Below are 18,968 nucleotides of genomic sequence, written 5' to 3'. Positions count from 1 at the left end.
TTTAGTTATCCTTCAGGGCATCCAGCGCCATATTCAGCTGCAGTATATTTACCACAGGTTGGCCGAGAAAACTGACCAGCGGTTTTTGCGTCGCCTCATTGACCAGCCGGGTGACCTGTTCAGCGCTCAGACTGCGGGCTTTGGCGATGCGCGGAACCTGCCACAGCGCCGCCGCCGGCGTCAGGCCGTTATCCAGCCCGCTTGCCGAGGCGGTGACCAGCTCCACCGGCACCCGCGGGCTGGCGTCCGGATTGGCGCGGCGCAGCGCCGCGACCCGTTCGTCGATGGCTTTATCCAGCGCCGGGTTGCTGGCGGCGAGGTTGCTTCCGCCGGACGCCAGCGGACTGTCCGCCGTCTGGGCGATGGCCGAAGGACGCCCCTGGAAATAGCCTGCGGCGGTAAAGTTTTGCCCAATCAGGCTCGAACCGCGCACCTCGCCATCAATGCGGAGCAGCGAACCGTTGGCCTGCTGGGGGAACCACCACTGTCCCAGGGCGGTGGTGAGCAGCGGATAGAGCCCGCCGGTGAGCAGCGTTAACAGAATAAACAGCACAATAGCCGGACGAATAAATGACATGGTATTTTCCTCACGCCAGCCCGGTCAGGGTCAGCAACAGATCGATGGCTTTGATGCCGATAAACGGCACCAGCAGCCCGCCAAGACCGTAGACCCACAGGTTACGGCGCAGCATGGCCGATGCCGACAGCGGGCGATAGCTCACGCCTTTCAGCGCCAGCGGGATCAGGAAGACGATAATTAGCGCGTTAAAGATAACCGCGCTGAGGATCGCCGATGACGGCGAGTGCAGGCGCATCACATTGAGCATGGCGAGCTGCGGGTAGACGGCGGCAAAGGCGGCCGGAATAATGGCAAAATATTTCGCCACGTCGTTGGCGATACTGAAGGTGGTTAACGAACCCCGGGTCATCAGCATCTGTTTACCGATATGCACCACCTCAATTAATTTGGTCGGGTTGGAGTCGAGGTCGACCATATTGCCGGCCTCTTTTGCCGCCTGGGTGCCGGAGTTCATCGCCACCGCCACGTCGGCCTGGGCCAGCGCCGGGGCATCGTTGGTGCCGTCGCCGGTCATCGCCACCAGCCGACCTTCGGACTGGTACTGGCGAATCAGCGCCAGCTTGGCTTCCGGCGTGGCTTCGGCAAGAAAATCATCGACCCCGGCTTCGGCGGCAATCGCCGCCGCGGTCAGGCGGTTATCGCCGGTGATCATCACCGTTTTGATGCCCATCTTGCGCAGCTGGGTAAAGCGCTCCTTGATCCCGCCTTTGACGATATCTTTCAGCGAAATAACCCCCAGCACGCGCTCGCCTTCGGCCACCACCAGCGGCGTGGCGCCCAGGCGGGCAACCTCTTCCACCTGTTTGTCGACGTCCGCCGGGAAGTGGCCGCCGTTGGCCTCGACGTGGCGACGAATGGCGTCGACCGAGCCTTTGCGGATCATGCGCCGGTCGATGTTGATGCCGCTCATCCGCGTTTGGGCGGTGAACGGCACGAAGGTCGCCTGCAGCGACTGCAGGTCGCGTTCGCGCAGGTTGAACCGCTGTTTAGCCAGCACCACGATGCTGCGGCCTTCGGGCGTCTCATCCGCCAGGGAGGAGAGCTGCGCTGCGTCGGCGAGGGTTTTCTCCTCCACGCCGCGGGCCGGCAGGAAGGCCGAGGCCTGACGGTTGCCGAGGGTGATGGTGCCGGTTTTATCCAGCAGCAGAACGTCAACGTCGCCGGCGGCTTCAACCGCGCGCCCGCTGGTGGCGATAACGTTCGCGCCGAGCATGCGGCTCATCCCGGCGACGCCGATGGCCGACAGCAGGCCGCCGATGGTGGTGGGGATCAGGCAGACCAGCAGCGCCACCAGTACCGTTACGCTGACCGCATTGCCGCTCCACGCGGAGAAGGGCCAGATAGTGGCGGTGGCCAGCAGAAATACCAGCGTCAGGGCGATCAGCAGGATCGTCAGCGCGATCTCGTTCGGCGTTTTGCGCCGCTGGGCGCCTTCCACCATCGCGATCATCCGGTCAAGGAAGGTTTCGCCGGGGTTGACGCTGCAGCGAATCACCAGCCAGTCGGAGAGAATGCGCGTCCCGCCGGTGACCGACGCGAAGTCGCCGCCGGATTCGCGGATCACCGGCGCCGATTCCCCGGTGATGGCGCTCTCATCCACCGACGCGCCGCCTTCAATCACTTCGCCATCGCAGGGAATGATATCCCCGGCTTCCACCAGCACCACGTCGCCTTTGCGCAGATCCTCGGCCGGAATATGGTCGACTGGCGCATCGTGCTGCGGGGCGCGCAGCTTGCGGGCGAATGAGGTCTTTTTAACGCCTTTCAGGCTGTTGGCCTGGGCTTTACTGCGCCCCTCGGCCATCGCTTCGGCGAAGTTAGCGAACAGCACGGTAAACCACAGCCAGACGCTTACGGCGGCGGTAAAACCGGCGCTGCCGGCAATATACCCGCCGGCCATGCCGACGGCGAGCAGGGTGGTGACCAGGCTGCCGATCCAGACAATGAACATCACCGGGTTACGCCACTGCACCGCAGGGTTGAGCTTTTTCACCGCGTCCAGCAGCGCCTGGCGTACCAGCGTCGGCTCCAGCAGGGCCAATTGTTTGCGACTCATAACAGGTTGCTCCGCATCGCTTAAAGTAAGGAGAGGTGTTCCGCCAGCGGGCCGAGCGCCAGCGCGGGGATAAAGGTCAGGGCGCCAACCAGCAGCACGGTACCGATCAGCAGCCCGATAAACAGCGCGTCATGGGTGGCGAGCGTGCCGCTGCTGGCGGGCTGGATTTTCTTGCCGACCAGCGAGCCGGCAATCGCCATTACCGGAACGATGACCGCGAAGCGGCCGAGCAGCATGCAGAACGCCAGCAGCAGGTTCCAGAACGGGGTAGCCGCGCTCAGGCCGCCGAAGGCGCTGCCGTTGTTATTGGTCGCCGAGGTGACGGCGTACAGCACTTCGCTAAAGCCGTGCGGGCCGGGGTTAAACATCGCCGCCCGTCCGGCATCGGTCATCATCGCCAGCGCGGTGCCGAGCAGAACCAGGGTCGGGGTAACGAGGATCGCCAGGGCGATCATTTTCATCTCGCGCACGTCGATCTTTTTACCCAGATATTCCGGCGTCCGGCCGATCATCAGCCCGGCGATAAACACCGCCAGCATGACGAACAGCAGCATGCCGTACAGGCCCGATCCGACGCCGCCGAAGACCACTTCGCCGATCTGCATCAGCCACATCGGCACCATGCCGCCGAGCGCGGTAAAGGAGTCGTGCATGGCATTTACCGCCCCGCAGGAGGCGGCGGTGGTCACCACCGCAAACAGGCTGCTGGCTAAAATGCCAAAGCGGCTCTCTTTGCCTTCCATATTCGCGCTGCTATCGGCGCCAAGCGTCAGCAGGTGCGGGTTGCCGTGGGTTTCCGCCCACATCACCACCGCCGCGCAGATGATGAAGATAAGCGTCATGGCCCACAAAATGGCCCGCCCCTGGCGGCGATCGCCCACCGCCTCGCCGAAGGCAAAGCACAGCGCCGCAGGGATCAGGAAAATCGCCAGCATCTGCACCATATTGCTGAGCGCGGTCGGGTTTTCGAACGGATGCGCCGAGTTGGCGTTAAAGAAGCCTCCGCCGTTAGTCCCCAGCATTTTAATCGCCTCCTGCGATGCCACCGGCCCCATCGGCAGCGACTGGCGCACGCCCTCCAGAGAGGTGAAGGCCTGGTACGGCAGCAGATTTTGCGGCACGCCCTGCTGAATAAAGAACAGGGCTAGCAGCAGCGAGATCGGCAGCAGCAGCCAGAGCGTGATGCGGGTGAGATCGACCCAGGCGTTGCCGAGGGTGCTCACCTGCTGACGTGACCAGGCGCGGATGAAGGCGAAGATCACCGCTATCCCGGTTGCCGCCGAGAGGAAGTTCTGCACCGCCAGGCCCACCATCTGGCTGAAATAGCTCATGGTGGTTTCGCCGGCGTAGGCCTGCCAGTTGGTGTTGCTGACGAAGCTCACCGCCGTGTTCAGCGCCAGGTCCCAGGAGAGGCCGGGTAGATGCTGAGGGTTCAGCGGTAGCGATCCCTGCAGCATCAGCAGAACAAACAGCGCCGCCAGCCCGAGGGCGTTAAACAGCAGAATGGCGAAGAGATACTGAGACCAGTTCATCTCCTGTGAACGGATACCTGCGACGCGCCAGATTCCGCGCTCGATGCCGGCAAGGCCGGGCAGCGGGCTATCGTTGATCATTCTGGCAAGCGCCGCTCCCAGCGGACGCGCCAGAACCATCAGCAGCAGAATAAAGCTGGCGATAAGTAAAAATCCTTGAGCGGCCATTAGAATGTCTCCGCGTTGATCAGGGCATAAACCAAATAAGCCAGCAACAGGAACACCAGCGCCACGCCAGCGATTACGCCTGCACTCACAATCCACCTCCGGGTGTATTTACGATTTACCCGCAGGATAGGAATTGCGGCGCAAAGATTTTGCAAAAATCGGCGGGGGCGGTGTAAAAAAAGTATAAAAATGCCAAAGACCACTATTTAACTAATGGTTAGTATTAATTTAACTTTTTTGTAACTCAGTTACCGGATGAATGTAAATAAAGGCTAAATAGTCCGTTTTTAGTGGTCGGATGAGTAGTAAAATTACAGCCAAAGCGCTATTATTTTGCGCAGAGAAACATTGAAACTTTACCGGCGTAGCTTGCCGGCCTGACATAAGGGAGAGAAATTATGGCGTTATACAAAACTTATCCTGCTCACGTAGTCTTCTTACGTCGTGCTTTCGCCGTCGTGGCCGGCGTCGCGGCGCTTCCGGTGATGGTCTTCTGGAAAGATCGCGCCCGCTATTACAGCTGGCTGCACCGCGTATGGGCCAAGACCAGCGAACAGCCGGTGTGGATGGCGCAGGCCGAAAAGGCCGCCGTTGATTTTTACTGATAGCCATCCCGTCGACTAACAAAGCAACCGCCGGTTTTCCGGCGGTTTTTTTTCGCCCGTAGTGGCTTACACTGATAGCTCTTAGCGAAAAAGGAGCCGTCATGAGCGATTACTGGCTAGAGGACGATGATAAAACCCGGCTTTACACCCTGCGCGAGCTGGACAATCTGCACCGCGATGGGCTGACCCGGGGCCGGCTGATGGATTTTCACAGCCGCTACAAGCTTTTACTGCTGGCCCATTCACAGCCTGAATACCGCCAGATTGGCCCCTTCGTGGCGGAGATCGCCCGCTGGCCGTCTCTGGAGGATTTTTTTGTTGCCTACCGCGAGCGGCTGGCGCATCTGCTGGCCCACCCCTCCACCCGCGCCAATCACACCAACGTGCTGATGCACGTTCAGGGCTACTTCCGCGAGCATTTAACCGCGCAGCAGAAGCAGGAGCTGACCTCGCTGATTGATCAATATCGCCGCGGCGAACGGCCGCTGCTTGCGCCGGTGAGCCTCCTCCAACACTATATGAGCGAATTTCCCGATCCCTGGCTCGCCGGCCAGCGCTATTTCAACCCCTGGCCCGAGATGCAGGATTAACGAGACGCTACTGAGAGCAGGAGTTTTATGGCCACCCATCTGGTCTGGTTTCGCGCGGATCTGCGCGTTCACGATAATCTGGCGCTGGCTGCGGCCTGCCGCGATCCCGATGCCACCGTTCTGGCGCTGTTTATCGCCACGCCAGAACAGTGGCGTCGGCACGGGATGGCGCCGCGTCAGGCGGCGTTTATGGTCAGCCATTTGCGCAGCCTGCAGGCCGCGCTGGCCGAGCGCGGTATCGCCCTACAGGTGGCGCAGGCGACCGATTTTGCCGCCAGCGTCGCCCTGCTGGCGAGGTTCTGCGAGGAGCAACAGGTCAGCCATCTGTTTTACAACTATCAGTATGAAATCAACGAGCGCCAGCGCGACGCGGCGGCGGAGAAAAAGCTGAGCAGCGTGGTGTGCCAGGGATTTGACGACAGCCTGCTGCTGGCGCCCGGCAGCGTGCTGACCGGCAGTCGTGAAATGTATAAGGTGTTCACGCCGTTCAAAAACGCCTTTATCCGCCGTCTGCGCGAGATGCTGCCGGAGTGCGTGGCGGCGCCGAAGGCGCGTAAAAACGGGCCGCTGACGCCGGCAGCCCTGCCGGAGATTGACTACCCGCAGACGGCGTTCGATCCGCTGCTGTTTGCCGCCGATGAAAAAGCGGCCATCGCCGGCCTGCGCGCTTTTTGCCAGCAGAAGGCCGCCGATTATGACCAGCAGCGCGACTTTCCGGCACAGGAGGGCACCAGCCGGCTTTCGCCGTGCCTGGCGATAGGCGCGCTCTCGCCGCGCCAGTGCCTGCACCGCCTGCTGGCGGAGCAGCCCGGCGCGCTGGACGGCGAGGGCGGGGCGGTATGGCTCAACGAGCTTATCTGGCGCGAGTTCTATCGCCACCTGATGGTTTACTACCCGGCGCTGTGCAAGGGGCGGCCGTTTATCGCCTGGACCGACGGGGTGGCGTGGCTCGACGACGAGCCGGGGCTGCAGGCATGGCAGGAGGGGCGCACCGGTTTTCCGATTGTCGATGCCGCCATGCGCCAGCTCAACGCGACGGGCTGGATGCATAACCGCCTGCGGATGATTGTCGCCAGCTTTCTGGTCAAGGATCTGCGCGTCGACTGGCGCGCCGGCGAGCGCTATTTCATCAGCCAGCTGATCGACGGCGATTTAGCCGCCAATAACGGCGGCTGGCAGTGGGCGGCCTCTACCGGGACCGACGCGGCGCCCTATTTCCGCATCTTCAACCCCACCACTCAGGGCGAGAAGTTCGATAAAGCGGGAAGGTTTATTCGCCAGTGGCTGCCGGAGCTGGCGGAGGTGCCGGAAAAGGCCCTGCACCAGCCGTGGATCTGGGCCGATAAGCAGGGCGTAACCCTGGCGTATCCGCGCCCGCGGGTCGATCACAAGCAGGCGCGGCTGGAGACGCTGGCCGCCTGGGAGGCCGCCAGCAAAGGCGCTACTCCAGCGCCAGGCGGCGGGTCCTGACCCTTAGGGAGTGATAGAGCCAGATTGCCAGCACCAGGCCGACGCAGGCCAGCGCGCCCCAGGTAATCTGGCTGAAGACGTCGATGTAGGCCTCAATCGCGTAGTGCGCCGCGCCGGCCGCATCGAACGAACCCTGCGACGTCTGGTCGGCGATAACCCCTGCCAGATAGTTGGCGATGGCCCCGGAGAGCAGCATGTAGATGCCGGTCAGCACCCCGGTGACGCCGGGGATTTCAATTCGCGTAATCTGCGACATCGCCACCGGATCGATAAACAGCTCGGCGAAGCCCATTACCGCCAGCCCCAGCACCATCAGCGGCATTGAGGAGTGGCCGTAGGTGGCCGACCAGCGGGCGCTCAGCGTCAGGATGCAGAAGCCGGCGCTCATCAGGCCAAGGCCGAGGGCAAATTTACCCCAGATGCGCACGGTGCGGTTGCCGCTGATATTCTCTTTGACCAGCCACGCCAGAACCATTCCGCAGAGCATCACCGCAAAGGCGTTCACCGACTGGAACATCGCGGTCGGAACTTCGTAGCTCATCACGTGGCGGTTAACGAAGCGGTCGATGTACAGGCTGATGGAGCTGCCGCCCTGCTGGGCGAAGGCCCAGAACAGCAGGCTGAAGCCGGTGAGGACGATAATCAGGCGCAGATCCCGGCGCTGTTTAGCGGTTTCCGCCCGCAGATAGATTCTTGCCAGCACCGCCAGGCCAACGACGGTGGCGACGATCAGCGCATAGACCGACCACTCCTGCCAGAACAGCACGGTGATCAGCAGCGGGGTGGCCACCAGCAGCACCAGCAGCCAGCCCCAGTTCGGCAGCATAAAGCGGCGGGCGCGCAGCGCCTCGCGGTTGACGCCGGCGGTGTGGCGAAAGTGGCGGCTGCCGCAGAGGAAAATCACCAGCCCGGCGATCATGCCGATGGCCGCCAGCGCGAAGCCCATTGCCCAGCTGTACTCCTCCTGCACGTATCCGCAGGCGATAGGGGCGATAATCGAGCCGATATTGCCTGCGGCGTACATTAGCGAGAAGCCGCCGTCGCGGCGCGGGTCGGCCGGCTCGTACAGCTCGCCGAGCAGGCAGCTGACGTTGGACTTAAACAGGCCGTAGCCGCAAACGATAATCGCCAGCGACAGGTAGAGGAAGGCAGGGGCGATTTCGCTGGCGCCGAGCACCAGGTGGCCAATGGCCATCAGCAGCGCGCCGATCATCACCGCCATGCGGTTACCTAACAGCTTATCGGCGAGAAAGCCGCCGAGGATCGGCGTGACGTAAACCAAAGAACAGTAGGCGCTGAAGAGGGCGTAGGCGTGGTTATCATCATATTTAAGCTGATTAGTGAGATACAAAATCAGCAGCGCCCGCATACCGTAAAAACTGAAATATTCCCAGATTTGCAGCGCGACGACGTAGTAGATGGCGCGCGGCTGTGATGATTGTGTGTTCATGTAACGCTCAGTTCCTGCCGTAAAACGAAAGTCGATCTTCCTGTATGAATAGCGCTTAGGTAGTGGAATTCATGGTTTTAAAGGCTTTCTGATTATTTAATATGCTGTAATAGTGCATAAATATACACGAATACGCGATGGAGATGGTAGACAAATTGCGGCTTTACGCTAAAAGTCAAAATAGAGGGCGTCGCGAGCGGGCTATCGACGATCGGCGCGGTTATCGTTATGTTATCTTTGCAGATAACCTGACGACCTGAAGGAGCGATAATGAAAAATAGCGAACTGGAACAACTCATTAACGAAAAGCTTAACAGCGCGACGTTCAGCGACTATGCGCCGAACGGCCTGCAGGTGGAAGGACGCGAGACGGTGCAAAGGATCGTTACCGGCGTGACCGCCAGCCAGGCGCTGCTGGATGAGGCCGTGCGCCTGCAGGCGGATACGGTGATTGTTCATCACGGCTATTTCTGGAAAGGGGAGGCGCCGGCTATCCGCGGCATCAAGCGCCAGCGCCTGAAAACCCTGCTGGCCAACGACATCAACCTCTACGGCTGGCACCTGCCGCTGGATGCTCACCCTGAACTGGGCAATAACGCCCAGCTGGCCCAGCTGCTGGGTATCACCATTATGGGGGAAATTGAGCCCCTGGTGCCGTGGGGCGAACTGTCGATACCGGTCTCCGGCCTCGAACTGGCCTCTTGGATTGAAGCGCGTCTGGGGCGTAAACCGCTGTGGTGCGGCGATACCGGGCCGGAAAAAGTTTCGCGGGTAGCGTGGTGCACCGGCGGCGGCCAGGGCTTTATCGACAGCGCGGTGCGCTTTGGCGTCGATGCCTTTATTACCGGCGAAGTCTCGGAACAAACCATTCACTCGGCGCGCGAGCAGTCGCTGCATTTTTATGCTGCCGGCCACCATGCCACCGAGCGCGGCGGCATTCGCGCCCTCAGCGAATGGCTGACGGAAAATACCGATCTGGACGTCACGTTTATTGATATCCCTAACCCGGCCTGAGGGGAGAGAGAAAAGTGCAGCGAGCGCGTTGTTATCTGCTAGGCGAAACGGCGGTGGTTCTCGAGCTGGAGCCCCCGGTGACGCTGGAAAGTCAAAAGCGCATCTGGCGTCTGGCCCAGAGGCTGACGGACCATGAAGATGCGGTGGATGTTATACCGGGCATGAACAATATCACCGTGGTGCTGCGCCACCCGCAGCTCATGGCGTGGGACGCGATTGAGCGTTTGCAGCGCTGGTGGGAAGAGAGCGAAGCCCTTGAGCCCGAGTCGCGGGAGATTGCGATCCCGGTTATCTACGGCGGGGAAGCGGGGCCCGACCTCGGCGAGGTGGCGCGCCACTGCGGGCTGACCGAGAAGCAGGTGGTGGAGCTGCACTCGTCGGTGGAGTACGTGGTGTGGTTTCTCGGCTTCCAGCCGGGTTTTCCCTATCTCGGCGGCCTGCCGGAGCGGCTGGCAACGCCGCGTCGCGCGGAGCCGCGTCTGCAGGTCGCGGCGGGTTCAGTCGGCATCGGCGGCGCGCAAACCGGCATCTATCCGCTGGCGACGCCGGGCGGCTGGCAGCTGCTGGGGCGGACGCCGCTGGCGCTATTTGATGCGCAGCGCAGGGAGCCGGCGCTGCTGCGCTCCGGCGACCGGGTGCGCTTCGTGCCGCAAAAGGAGGGAATATGCTGAAGATGATTCGCGCGGGGATGTACACCTCGGTGCAGGACGGCGGGCGGGAAGGGCAGCGCCGGTCGGCCATCAGCCGCTGCGGGGCGCTGGATAAACCGGCGCTGACCATCGCTAACCTGCTGGTAGGGAATAACGCCAACGAGGCGGCCCTGGAGATCACCCTTGGGCAGGTGGATATTCAGTTTGAACGCGACTGCTGGTTTGCGCTGACCGGCGCCGCCTGTGAGGCGACGGTGGACGGCCGGCCGGTATGGGTAGGCTGGCGAACGGCGGCGCAAGCCGGCCAGCATCTGGTGCTAAAAAACCCTCAGTACGGCATCCGCAGCTATCTGGCAGTGGCGGGAGGCATCGACGTACCGCTGGTGCTGGGATCGCGCAGCACGGACCTGAAGGTCGGAATTGGCGGCCTGGAAGGGCGACGTCTGCAGGACGGCGATCGGCTAAAACTGGGTAAAGCGTCCCGTGATTTTAGCGCCCCGCAGGGCGTCAAGCAGCTGCCGATCGGCAACCGCATTCGCGCGCTGCCGGGGCCGGAGTATCATGAATTCGACAGCGTCTCGCAGGGCGCCTTCTGGCGTTCGCCGTGGCAGCTCAGCGCGCAGAGCAACCGGATGGGTTATCGCCTGCAGGGACAGCCGCTGACGCGCACTACCGACCGCGAAATGCTCTCTCACGGCCTGCTGCCCGGCGTGGTGCAGGTGCCGCACGGTGGTCAGCCGATTGTGCTGATGAACGATGCGCAAACCACTGGCGGCTATCCGCGGATCGCGAGCATCATTGAGGCGGATATGTACCAGCTGGCGCAAATCCCGCTGGGTCAGCCGATTCACTTTGTTCCCTGCTCGCTGGAGGAGGCGCTGAAAGCGCGCGCCGACCAGCAGCGCTACCTTGACCAGCTGGCGTGGAGACTTAACGATGAAGATTGATTTAAATGCCGATCTCGGCGAAGGCTGCGCCAACGATAGCGCGCTTTTGCAGCTGATCTCTTCCGCCAATATCGCCTGCGGCTTTCACGCCGGCGATGCGCTGCTGATGCATCAATGCGTGCGCGAGGCGCTAAAATACGGCGTTGCCGTCGGGGCGCACCCCAGCTTCCCGGACCGGGAAAACTTCGGCCGCACCGCGATGCAGCTGCCGCCGGAGACGGTTTACGTCCAGACGCTGTACCAGATTGGCGCCCTGGCGGCGATAGTTCGCGCCGAGGGCGGCGAGCTGCAGCACGTTAAGCCGCACGGCATGCTGTATAACCAGGCGGCGAAAGAGGCGCCGCTGGCGGATGCGATTGCCAGAGCCGTGCGTGATTTTAATCCCGAGCTGGTGCTGGTTGGGCTGGCGGGGAGCGAGCTGATTCGCGCGGGCCAGCACTACCGGCTATCCACCCGCCAGGAAGTGTTCGCCGACCGGGGATATCAGGCCGACGGCAGCCTGGTGCCGCGTTCGCAGCCCGGCGCGCTGATTGTCGATGAGGAGCAGGCGCTGGCGCAAACGCTGGAGATGGTGCAGCACCACCGGGTGCGTAGCGTGACCGGCGAATGGGCGCCCGTCGTGGCAGAAACCGTTTGTCTGCACGGTGACGGGGAGCACGCGCTGGAGTTTGCCCGCCGTTTACGCGCGGCGTTTGCCGGACGCAACGTGCAGGTTAGCGCGGCGGTGGAAGAGTAGGAAGATAGTTACAACAGACTATAAAGATACCGGGAGAAGAGAAGGGAGCATGGCTGGCGTATTGATCACCGGTTTCGAGCCGTTTGGCGGCGAAACGGTTAACCCTTCGTGGGAAGTGGTAAAGCGGCTTGACGGCGCTATCATTGCCGGAGAGCGCGTCGTGGCGCGGCAGCTGCCCTGCGTTTTTAACGAGGCGCTGACGGTGCTTCACGCCGCGCTGGATGAGCTCAGGCCCGCTCTGACCCTGGCCATTGGCCAGGCGGGAGGGCGGGCTGATATTACCGTTGAACGCGTGGCCATCAACATCGACGATGCGCGGATCCCGGATAACAAGGGCCAGCAGCCGATCGACGAGCCGATCGTTGACGGCGGCCCCGCCGCCTGGTTCAGCAGCCTGCCGATCAAAGCGATCGTCGCCGCGCTGCGCCAGCAGGGTATTCCCGCCTCGGTATCGCAAACGGCGGGGACGTTCGTGTGTAATCACGTTATGTATGGTTTGCTGCATAAGCTACAGGGCAGCGCTGGCGCAAAAGGCGGCTTTATTCATATTCCGTATTTGCCGGAGCAGGCTGCGGCCCATCCCGGCGAGGCGAGCATGGCGCTGGAAACGATACGAGCAGCTCTGGAAACGGCGATAGCCGTGGCCCTGACCCACGATGAAGATCTCAGCATTACCGGTGGCGCAACGTACTAACAGAAGGATGATATTATGCCGGAAGGTCCGGAAATCCGCCGCGCGGCGGATAGCCTGGAATTGGCGATTAAAGGCGAACCCCTGACCGAGGTCTGGTTTGCCTTTCCGCAGCTGCAGCGCTGGCAGCCGGAGCTGGTGGGCCAGCGGGTGACGCATATTGAGACGCGCGGCAAAGCGCTGCTGACGCACTTCTCCGGCGGGCTGACGCTCTACAGCCACAATCAGCTGTACGGCGTGTGGCGCGTGGCGGCGGCGGGGGAGCAGCCGTCGACCAACCGCATTCTGCGCGTCAGGCTGCAGACGGCGCGGAAGGCGGTGCTGCTCTACAGCGCGTCGGATATTGAAATATTGACCCCGGAGCAGCTGGCGGTACACCCTTTCTTACTTCGGGTTGGCCCCGACGTGCTGGACATGACCTTGACGGCTGAAGAGGTAAAGGCCCGCCTGCTGTCGGCGAAATTCCGTCAGCGTCAGTTTTCCGGCCTGCTGCTGGACCAGGCGTTTCTCGCCGGGCTGGGCAACTATCTGCGCGTCGAAATCCTCTGGCAGGTGGGGTTAACCGGGCGGCACAGGGCTTCGGATCTGACGGACCAGCAGCTGGATGCCCTGGCGCAGGCGCTGCTGGCGATCCCGCGTTTATCCTACAATACCCGCGGCCAGGTGGATGAAAATCAGCACCATGGGGCGCTGTTTCGCTTTAAGGTTTTCCACCGCGACGGCGAGCCCTGCGAACGCTGCGGCACGCTTATCGAGAGAACCATGCTCTCATCCCGGCCGTTCTACTGGTGCCCAGGCTGCCAGCATTAAGGCGTTAACCCGGCGGGCTGGCATCGTGATCGGTCATAAAAAAACGCGCCCTGGGGCGCGTTTTTTGTTGCCGCTATTCGGCTTAGTGCTTGATGTCACACTTGAAGTCGCGTTTGTCGTAGCCGGTGTACAGCTGACGCGGACGGGCAATTTTCATGCCGTCGCTGTGCATTTCGTTCCAGTGGGCAATCCAGCCTACGGTACGCGCCATCGCGAAGATAACGGTAAACATGGAGGACGGAATACCCATCGCTTTCAGGATGATGCCGGAGTAGAAGTCGACGTTCGGGTAGAGTTTCTTCTCGATGAAGTACGGGTCGTTGAGCGCAATGTGCTCAAGCTCCATCGCCACTTCCAGCAGATCGTCTTTGGTGCCCAGCTCTTTCAGCACTTCATGGCAGGTTTCACGCATTACGGTGGCGCGCGGGTCGTAGTTTTTGTACACGCGGTGGCCAAAGCCCATCAGGCGGAAAGAGTCATTTTTATCTTTCGCGCGACGAACAAATTCCGGAATGTGCTCAACGGAGCTGATCTCTTCCAGCATCTTCAGCGCTGCTTCGTTTGCGCCGCCGTGCGCCGGTCCCCACAGGGAGGCGATGCCCGCAGCGATACAGGCGAACGGGTTCGCGCCTGAGGAGCCTGCGGTACGGACGGTGGAGGTGGAAGCGTTCTGTTCGTGGTCAGCGTGGAGGATCAGAATACGGTCCATTGCGCGTTCCAGTACCGGGTTCACCTCGTAGGTTTCGCACGGCGTGGAGAACATCATGTTGAGGAAGTTACCCGCGTAGGAGAGGTCGTTGCGCGGATAAACAAAAGGCTGGCCGATTGAATATTTGTAACACATTGCTGCCATTGTCGGCATTTTGGACAGCAGACGGAACGCAGCGATATCACGGTGGCGCGGATTATTCACGTCCAGGGAGTCGTGATAAAACGCCGCCAGCGCGCCGGTAATACCGCACATTACCGCCATCGGGTGCGAGTCGCGACGAAACGCATGGAACAGACGGGTAATCTGCTCATGGATCATGGTGTGGCGGGTAACGGTGGTTTTGAACTCTTCGTACTGGGCCTGGTTCGGCTTTTCGCCGTTCAGCAGGATGTAGCAGACTTCGAGGTAGTTGGACTCGGTCGCTAGCTGATCGATCGGGAAACCACGGTGGAGCAGGATACCTTCATCACCGTCGATAAACGTGATTTTAGATTCACACGATGCGGTTGAAGTGAAACCAGGGTCAAAGGTAAATACGCCTTTTGAACCAAGACTACGAATATCAATAACATCCTGGCCGAGCGTGCCTTTTAGCACATCCAGTTCGATAGCAGCATCACCGCCTAGGGTGATTTTTGCTTTTGCATCAGACATTTATGGTCTCCTTAGCGCCTTTATTGCTTAAGACTGCCGGGGGGATTTGCCTTCGGCTCGTGCCTGATTACGTTACCAGTTTGTTATGTTGCACACAGCTCTGCGACAGCGGAATTGGCAGGGTACAGAGCAAAGGCGCTTGATGGAACGTTTTCAGTTTACGACGAAATAACAGCAAATCAGCGTTTTAGCAGCCCGAATTTGAAAATCGTTATACCACTAATAACCGTCCTGATTACGTTGGTCAATACCGTCACACTGTTGCATAACTTATTCTCAGGTGAAAGAGTGACCCCATAACTTTTGAGCATTATTGCATTTATCTGGTGATGGTTGTAACAAGAATGTTTAATATTTGTCAAATCAGGTGATTAAATTTTAAAATAATGTTGTTATCGTGACCTTGATCACTGTTCGGGACAAAACCCGACAAACTATATGTAGGTTAATTGTAATGATTTTGTGAACGGCCTATACTGCCGCCAGGTCTCCGGAACACCCTGCAATCCCGAGCCACCCAGCGTTGTTTGGTCACGGTTTCGCTCCTGGAAAGGGGTTTATTCATGACTACAGGTTATAGAAAGGACGCTGTCTGACCCGCAAGCAGACCGGAGGAAGGAAACAATAAGAACAGCATGTGGGCGTTATTCATGGTAAGAAATGTGAAAAAACAAAGACCTGTCAATTTGGATCTGCAAACGATCCGATTCCCAATCACGGCGATAGCGTCCATTCTCCATCGCGTATCCGGTGTGATCACCTTCGTGGCGGTCGGGATCCTGCTTTGGCTGCTGGGCACCAGCCTTTCCTCTCCTGAAGGTTTCCTCACCGCGGCATCCATTATGGATAGCTTCTTTGTGAAATTCATTATGTGGGGCATTCTGACCGCATTGGCTTATCACGCCGTGGTCGGTATCCGCCACCTGATGATGGACTTTGGCTACCTGGAAGAAACCCTCGAAGTAGGGATACGCTCCGCCAAGATTTCTTTTGTTATTACTGTCGTGCTTTCACTTCTCGCAGGAGTCCTCGTATGGTAAGCAACGCCTCAGCACTGGGACGCAACGGCGTACATGACTTCATTCTGGTTCGTGCTACCGCCATCGTTCTGACCCTCTACATCATCTATATGGTCGGCTTTTTTGCCACCACCGGCGAAATATCCTGGGAAGTCTGGACGGTTTTTTTCTCCTCCGCATTCACTAAAGTCTTCACTCTGTTGGCCCTCGTCTCCATCCTGATCCACGCCTGGATCGGTATGTGGCAGGTACTGACGGACTACGTTAAACCACTGGCTGTGCGCCTGGTTCTGCAGCTGCTTATCGTTGTTGCGCTGGTGGCTTACGTTCTTTATGGATTTGTTGTGGTGTGGGGTGTGTAATGAAATTGCCTGTCAGAGAATTTGATGCTGTTGTGATTGGTGCCGGTGGCGCAGGTATGCGCGCGGCGCTGCAGATTTCCCAGAGCGGCCAGTCCTGTGCGCTGCTCTCCAAAGTGTTCCCGACTCGTTCCCATACCGTTTCCGCGCAGGGTGGCATCACCGTTGCGCTCGGTAATACCCATGAAGATAACTGGGAATGGCACATGTACGACACCGTAAAAGGGTCGGACTACATTGGTGACCAGGACGCCATTGAATATATGTGCAAAACCGGTCCGGAAGCGATTCTCGAACTGGATCATATGGGCCTGCCGTTCTCGCGCCTCGAAGATGGCACCATTTATCAACGTCCGTTTGGCGGCCAGTCGAAAAACTTCGGCGGCGAGCAGGCGGCGCGTACCGCGGCGGCAGCTGACCGTACCGGCCACGCCCTGCTGCACACGCTGTATCAGCAAAACCTGAAAAACCACACCACTATCTTCTCCGAATGGTACGCGCTGGATCTGGTGAAAAACGCCGACGGCGCCATCGTTGGCTGTACCGCGCTGTGTATCGAAACCGGCGAAGTGGTCTACTTCAAGGCCCGGGCGACCGTGCTGGCGACCGGCGGCGCAGGCCGTATCTATCAATCAACTACCAACGCCCATATCAATACCGGTGACGGCGTTGGGATGGCGATCCGCGCCGGTGTGCCGGTGCAGGATATGGAAATGTGGCAGTTCCACCCGACCGGTATCGCCGGGGCAGGGGTGCTGGTCACCGAAGGCTGCCGCGGCGAAGGCGGCTATCTGCTGAATAAACACGGCGAGCGCTTTATGGAGCGCTATGCGCCGAATGCGAAAGACCTGGCGGGTCGTGACGTGGTGGCGCGTTCCATCATGATTGAGATCCGCGAAGGCCGCGGCTGCGACGGTCCGTGGGGCCCGCACGCCAAGCTGAAGCTTGACCATCTGGGTAAAGAAGTTCTCGAATCCCGCCTGCCGGGTATCCTTGAGCTGTCCCGCACCTTTGCGCACGTTGACCCGGTTAAAGAGCCGATCCCGGTTATCCCAACCTGCCACTACATGATGGGCGGCATTCCGACCAAAGTGAGCGGCCAGGCGCTGACCGTTAACGAGCAGGGCGAAGATGTCGTTATCCCTGGGCTGTTCGCCGTCGGTGAAATTGCCTGCGTATCGGTCCACGGCGCTAACCGTCTGGGCGGCAACTCGCTGCTTGACCTGGTAGTGTTTGGCCGCGCGGTTGGCGTGCATCTGCAGGAATCTATCGCCGAGCAGGGCGTACTTCGTGACGCCACGGAAGAAGAGATCGAGGCTTCCCTGGCGCGTCTCAACCGTTGGAACGGCAACCGTGATGGTGAAGACCCGGCTGAGATCCGCAAAGCGCTGCAGGAGTGTATGCAGCACAACTTCTCGGTGTTCCGTGAAGGCGATGCGATGGCGAAAGGGCTTGAGCAGCTGAAGGCGATCCGCGAGCGTCTGAAAAACGCGCGTCTGGACGATACCTCCAGCGAGTTCAACACCCAGCGCGTTGAGTGCCTGGAGCTGGATAACCTGATGGAAACCGCTTACGCCACCGCGGTGTCGGCAAACTTCCGTACCGAAAGCCGCGGCGCGCATAGCCGCTTCGACTTCCCGGAACGTGACGATGAAAACTGGCTGTGCCATTCCCTGTATCTGCCAGAGTCGGAAGCCATGACGCGTCGTAGCGTCAATATGGAACCGAAGCTGCGCCCGGCATTCCCGCCGAAGATTCGTACTTATTAATGCGGAGACAGGAAAATGAAACTCGAGTTTTCAATTTATCGTTATAACCCGGACGTTGACGATGCTCCGCGTATGCAGGATTACAGCCTGGAAGCGGAAGAGGGTCGCGACATGATGCTGCTGGATGCGCTGATGCAGCTGAAGGAAAAAGACCCGTCGCTCTCATTTCGTCGCTCCTGCCGTGAAGGGGTCTGCGGCTCCGACGGCCTGAACATGAATGGTAAAAACGGTCTGGCGTGCATCACGCCGATCTCCGCGCTAAGTCAGCCGGGTAAGAAAATTGTTATCCGTCCGCTGCCAGGTTTGCCGGTTATCCGCGATTTGGTGGTAGACATGGGGCAATTCTATGCACAATATGAGAAGATTAAGCCTTACTTATTGAATAATGGGCAAAATCCTCCGGCTCGAGAACATCTGCAGTCGCCGGCACAGCGTGAGAAACTCGACGGGCTGTACGAGTGTATCCTGTGCGCATGTTGTTCAACGTCCTGCCCGTCGTTCTGGTGGAACCCGGACAAATTCGTCGGCCCGGCAGGTTTACTGGCGGCGTATCGCTTCCTGATCGACAGCCGCGATACCGAAACAGCCAGTCGTCTGGAAGGGTTAAGCGATGCTTTCAGCGTATTCCGCTGTCATAGCATTATGAACTGCGTCAGTGTCTGTCCTAAGGGGCTGAACCCGACGCGCGCCATCGGCCATATCAAGTCGATGCTGCTGCAGCGCAGTGCGTAAGTAACCCGGTCTGTCCCGGATGGCGCTATCGCTTATCCGGGCTACCCGAAGCAGTAGCCCCGGTAGCATTTGTGCCGCCGGGAAATGAATACCCTAAATAATTCGAGTTACAGGAAGGCGGCGACGCCACGAATCCCCAGGAGCTTACTCAAGTAAGTGACTGGGGTGAGTGAGGAAAGCCAACGCACATGTAACCTGAAGTATGAAGGGGATGGCAGGAAATCTTTAAAAACCGCCAAATATGTACCAGTAATCAAGGCGTTCAGAGTGAGGTAAGGCGGCAACGCAGCCTGAACGCCGAAGATTAATGGCAGTTTTTAAAGGTTCCTTAGCGGACGCAGAAGCCACAACTCGTCCGTAATGAGTGAACCCCGGCACGTACAATCCATGTGCGTGGTAGTTTCTACGGCGAAATAAGCATATA

General features: G+C 59.7%; 19 protein-coding genes and 1 pseudogene. 13 read left to right on the top strand and 7 right to left on the bottom strand.

Annotation, left to right across the window (positions count from 1 at the left end; genetic code table 11):
- Nucleotide 1: 1 nt before the first annotated feature.
- The 4 genes from kdpC to kdpF are packed head-to-tail and all read right to left on the bottom strand — an operon-like array spanning nucleotide 2 to nucleotide 4,425.
- Nucleotides 2-577 carry a potassium-transporting ATPase subunit KdpC gene (gene kdpC / locus AC1M2H_RS19670; protein ID WP_480148698.1) on the bottom strand — a complete coding sequence of 192 codons (576 nt, stop codon included), beginning with the start codon at nucleotides 575-577 and terminating at the stop codon, nucleotides 2-4.
- A 10-nt stretch (nucleotides 578-587) separates the two neighbouring features.
- On the bottom strand, nucleotides 588-2,636 hold the full coding sequence (kdpB, locus tag AC1M2H_RS19665) for a potassium-transporting ATPase subunit KdpB (RefSeq protein ID WP_480148697.1): 2,049 nt from the start codon (nucleotides 2,634-2,636) through the stop codon (nucleotides 588-590).
- A gap of 20 nt (nucleotides 2,637-2,656) precedes the next feature.
- Nucleotides 2,657-4,336, bottom strand: a complete 1,680-nt coding sequence (gene kdpA / locus AC1M2H_RS19660; RefSeq protein WP_480148696.1) for a potassium-transporting ATPase subunit KdpA — start codon at nucleotides 4,334-4,336, stop codon at nucleotides 2,657-2,659.
- Nucleotides 4,336-4,425, bottom strand: coding sequence for a K(+)-transporting ATPase subunit F (gene kdpF / locus AC1M2H_RS19655; protein ID WP_480148695.1), 90 nt, complete (start codon nucleotides 4,423-4,425; stop codon nucleotides 4,336-4,338). Before kdpF ends, kdpA begins: the two co-directional genes overlap by 1 nt.
- 309 nt (nucleotides 4,426-4,734) lie before the next feature.
- Between kdpF and AC1M2H_RS19650 the strand changes: the two genes are divergently transcribed.
- The 3 genes and pseudogenes from AC1M2H_RS19650 to phrB all read left to right on the top strand — a co-directional run bounded on the left by AC1M2H_RS19650 (nucleotide 4,735) and on the right by phrB (nucleotide 7,001).
- The gene (locus tag AC1M2H_RS19650; protein ID WP_480148694.1) at nucleotides 4,735-4,941 is read left to right on the top strand and encodes a DUF2517 family protein; all 207 of its coding nucleotides are present in this window, start codon (nucleotides 4,735-4,737) and stop codon (nucleotides 4,939-4,941) included.
- 137 nt (nucleotides 4,942-5,078) lie between these two features.
- Nucleotides 5,079-5,531 (top strand): annotated as a pseudogene (locus AC1M2H_RS19645) (DUF1722 domain-containing protein); the annotation flags it as partial.
- 27 nt (nucleotides 5,532-5,558) lie between these two features.
- Nucleotides 5,559-7,001, top strand: coding sequence for a deoxyribodipyrimidine photo-lyase (phrB, locus tag AC1M2H_RS19640; RefSeq protein WP_480148693.1), 1,443 nt, complete (start codon nucleotides 5,559-5,561; stop codon nucleotides 6,999-7,001).
- Here the strand turns inward: phrB and dtpD are convergent.
- Nucleotides 6,973-8,451, bottom strand: a complete 1,479-nt coding sequence (dtpD, locus tag AC1M2H_RS19635) for a dipeptide permease DtpD (RefSeq protein ID WP_480148692.1) — start codon at nucleotides 8,449-8,451, stop codon at nucleotides 6,973-6,975. The genes phrB and dtpD overlap by 29 nt on opposite strands.
- A gap of 270 nt (nucleotides 8,452-8,721) precedes the next feature.
- Here dtpD and AC1M2H_RS19630 point away from each other — a divergent pair, with 270 nt between their 5' ends.
- The 6 genes from AC1M2H_RS19630 to nei are packed head-to-tail and all read left to right on the top strand — an operon-like array spanning nucleotide 8,722 to nucleotide 13,299.
- Nucleotides 8,722-9,465, top strand: coding sequence for a type 2 GTP cyclohydrolase I (locus tag AC1M2H_RS19630; protein WP_480148691.1), 744 nt, complete (start codon nucleotides 8,722-8,724; stop codon nucleotides 9,463-9,465).
- Nucleotides 9,466-9,479: 14 nt separating this feature from the next.
- Nucleotides 9,480-10,136, top strand: a complete 657-nt coding sequence (gene pxpB / locus AC1M2H_RS19625) for a 5-oxoprolinase subunit PxpB (protein WP_480148690.1) — start codon at nucleotides 9,480-9,482, stop codon at nucleotides 10,134-10,136.
- Complete coding sequence (gene pxpC, locus AC1M2H_RS19620; protein ID WP_480148689.1) at nucleotides 10,130-11,062, top strand: 5-oxoprolinase subunit PxpC; 933 nt, start codon at nucleotides 10,130-10,132, stop codon at nucleotides 11,060-11,062. Before pxpB ends, pxpC begins: the two co-directional genes overlap by 7 nt.
- On the top strand, nucleotides 11,052-11,798 hold the full coding sequence (pxpA, locus tag AC1M2H_RS19615; RefSeq protein WP_480148688.1) for a 5-oxoprolinase subunit PxpA: 747 nt from the start codon (nucleotides 11,052-11,054) through the stop codon (nucleotides 11,796-11,798). The genes pxpC and pxpA overlap by 11 nt, the downstream gene beginning before the upstream one ends.
- A 49-nt stretch (nucleotides 11,799-11,847) precedes the next feature.
- Complete coding sequence (gene pcp, locus AC1M2H_RS19610; RefSeq protein WP_480148687.1) at nucleotides 11,848-12,492, top strand: pyroglutamyl-peptidase I; 645 nt, start codon at nucleotides 11,848-11,850, stop codon at nucleotides 12,490-12,492.
- 15 nt (nucleotides 12,493-12,507) lie between these two features.
- The gene (gene nei, locus AC1M2H_RS19605; RefSeq protein WP_480148686.1) at nucleotides 12,508-13,299 is read left to right on the top strand and encodes an endonuclease VIII; all 792 of its coding nucleotides are present in this window, start codon (nucleotides 12,508-12,510) and stop codon (nucleotides 13,297-13,299) included.
- Between the two features lie 82 nt (nucleotides 13,300-13,381).
- On the opposite strand, the gene gltA is transcribed toward nei, so the two are convergent.
- Together gltA and AC1M2H_RS19595 are read right to left on the bottom strand one after the other, a co-directional pair.
- The gene (gene gltA / locus AC1M2H_RS19600) at nucleotides 13,382-14,665 is read right to left on the bottom strand and encodes a citrate synthase (RefSeq protein WP_426815425.1); all 1,284 of its coding nucleotides are present in this window, start codon (nucleotides 14,663-14,665) and stop codon (nucleotides 13,382-13,384) included.
- A 179-nt stretch (nucleotides 14,666-14,844) separates the two neighbouring features.
- Nucleotides 14,845-14,976: a hypothetical protein gene (locus tag AC1M2H_RS19595; RefSeq protein ID WP_421672170.1), complete on the bottom strand. Its 132-nt coding sequence runs from the start codon at nucleotides 14,974-14,976 to the stop codon at nucleotides 14,845-14,847.
- Nucleotides 14,977-15,300: 324 nt separating this feature from the next.
- Here AC1M2H_RS19595 and sdhC point away from each other — a divergent pair, with 324 nt between their 5' ends.
- From sdhC to sdhB, 4 genes are read left to right on the top strand one after another with little or no spacing between them, the layout of a single operon-like run.
- Complete coding sequence (sdhC, locus tag AC1M2H_RS19590) at nucleotides 15,301-15,705, top strand: succinate dehydrogenase cytochrome b556 subunit (RefSeq protein ID WP_426815424.1); 405 nt, start codon at nucleotides 15,301-15,303, stop codon at nucleotides 15,703-15,705.
- The gene (sdhD, locus tag AC1M2H_RS19585) at nucleotides 15,699-16,046 is read left to right on the top strand and encodes a succinate dehydrogenase membrane anchor subunit (RefSeq protein WP_480148685.1); all 348 of its coding nucleotides are present in this window, start codon (nucleotides 15,699-15,701) and stop codon (nucleotides 16,044-16,046) included. Before sdhC ends, sdhD begins: the two co-directional genes overlap by 7 nt.
- A complete protein-coding gene (sdhA, locus tag AC1M2H_RS19580; RefSeq protein ID WP_480148684.1) occupies nucleotides 16,046-17,812 on the top strand; it encodes a succinate dehydrogenase flavoprotein subunit in 1,767 nt (588 codons plus the stop codon). The genes sdhD and sdhA overlap by 1 nt, the downstream gene beginning before the upstream one ends.
- 15 nt (nucleotides 17,813-17,827) lie before the next feature.
- Complete coding sequence (sdhB, locus tag AC1M2H_RS19575) at nucleotides 17,828-18,544, top strand: succinate dehydrogenase iron-sulfur subunit SdhB (RefSeq protein ID WP_480148683.1); 717 nt, start codon at nucleotides 17,828-17,830, stop codon at nucleotides 18,542-18,544.
- Nucleotides 18,545-18,968 lie beyond the last annotated feature (424 nt).

Source organism: Klebsiella sp. F11, from assembly GCF_056712265.1.
The sequence above is the reverse complement of the archived record's forward strand: the minus strand, read 5'-3'. Positions and strand labels throughout refer to the sequence as shown.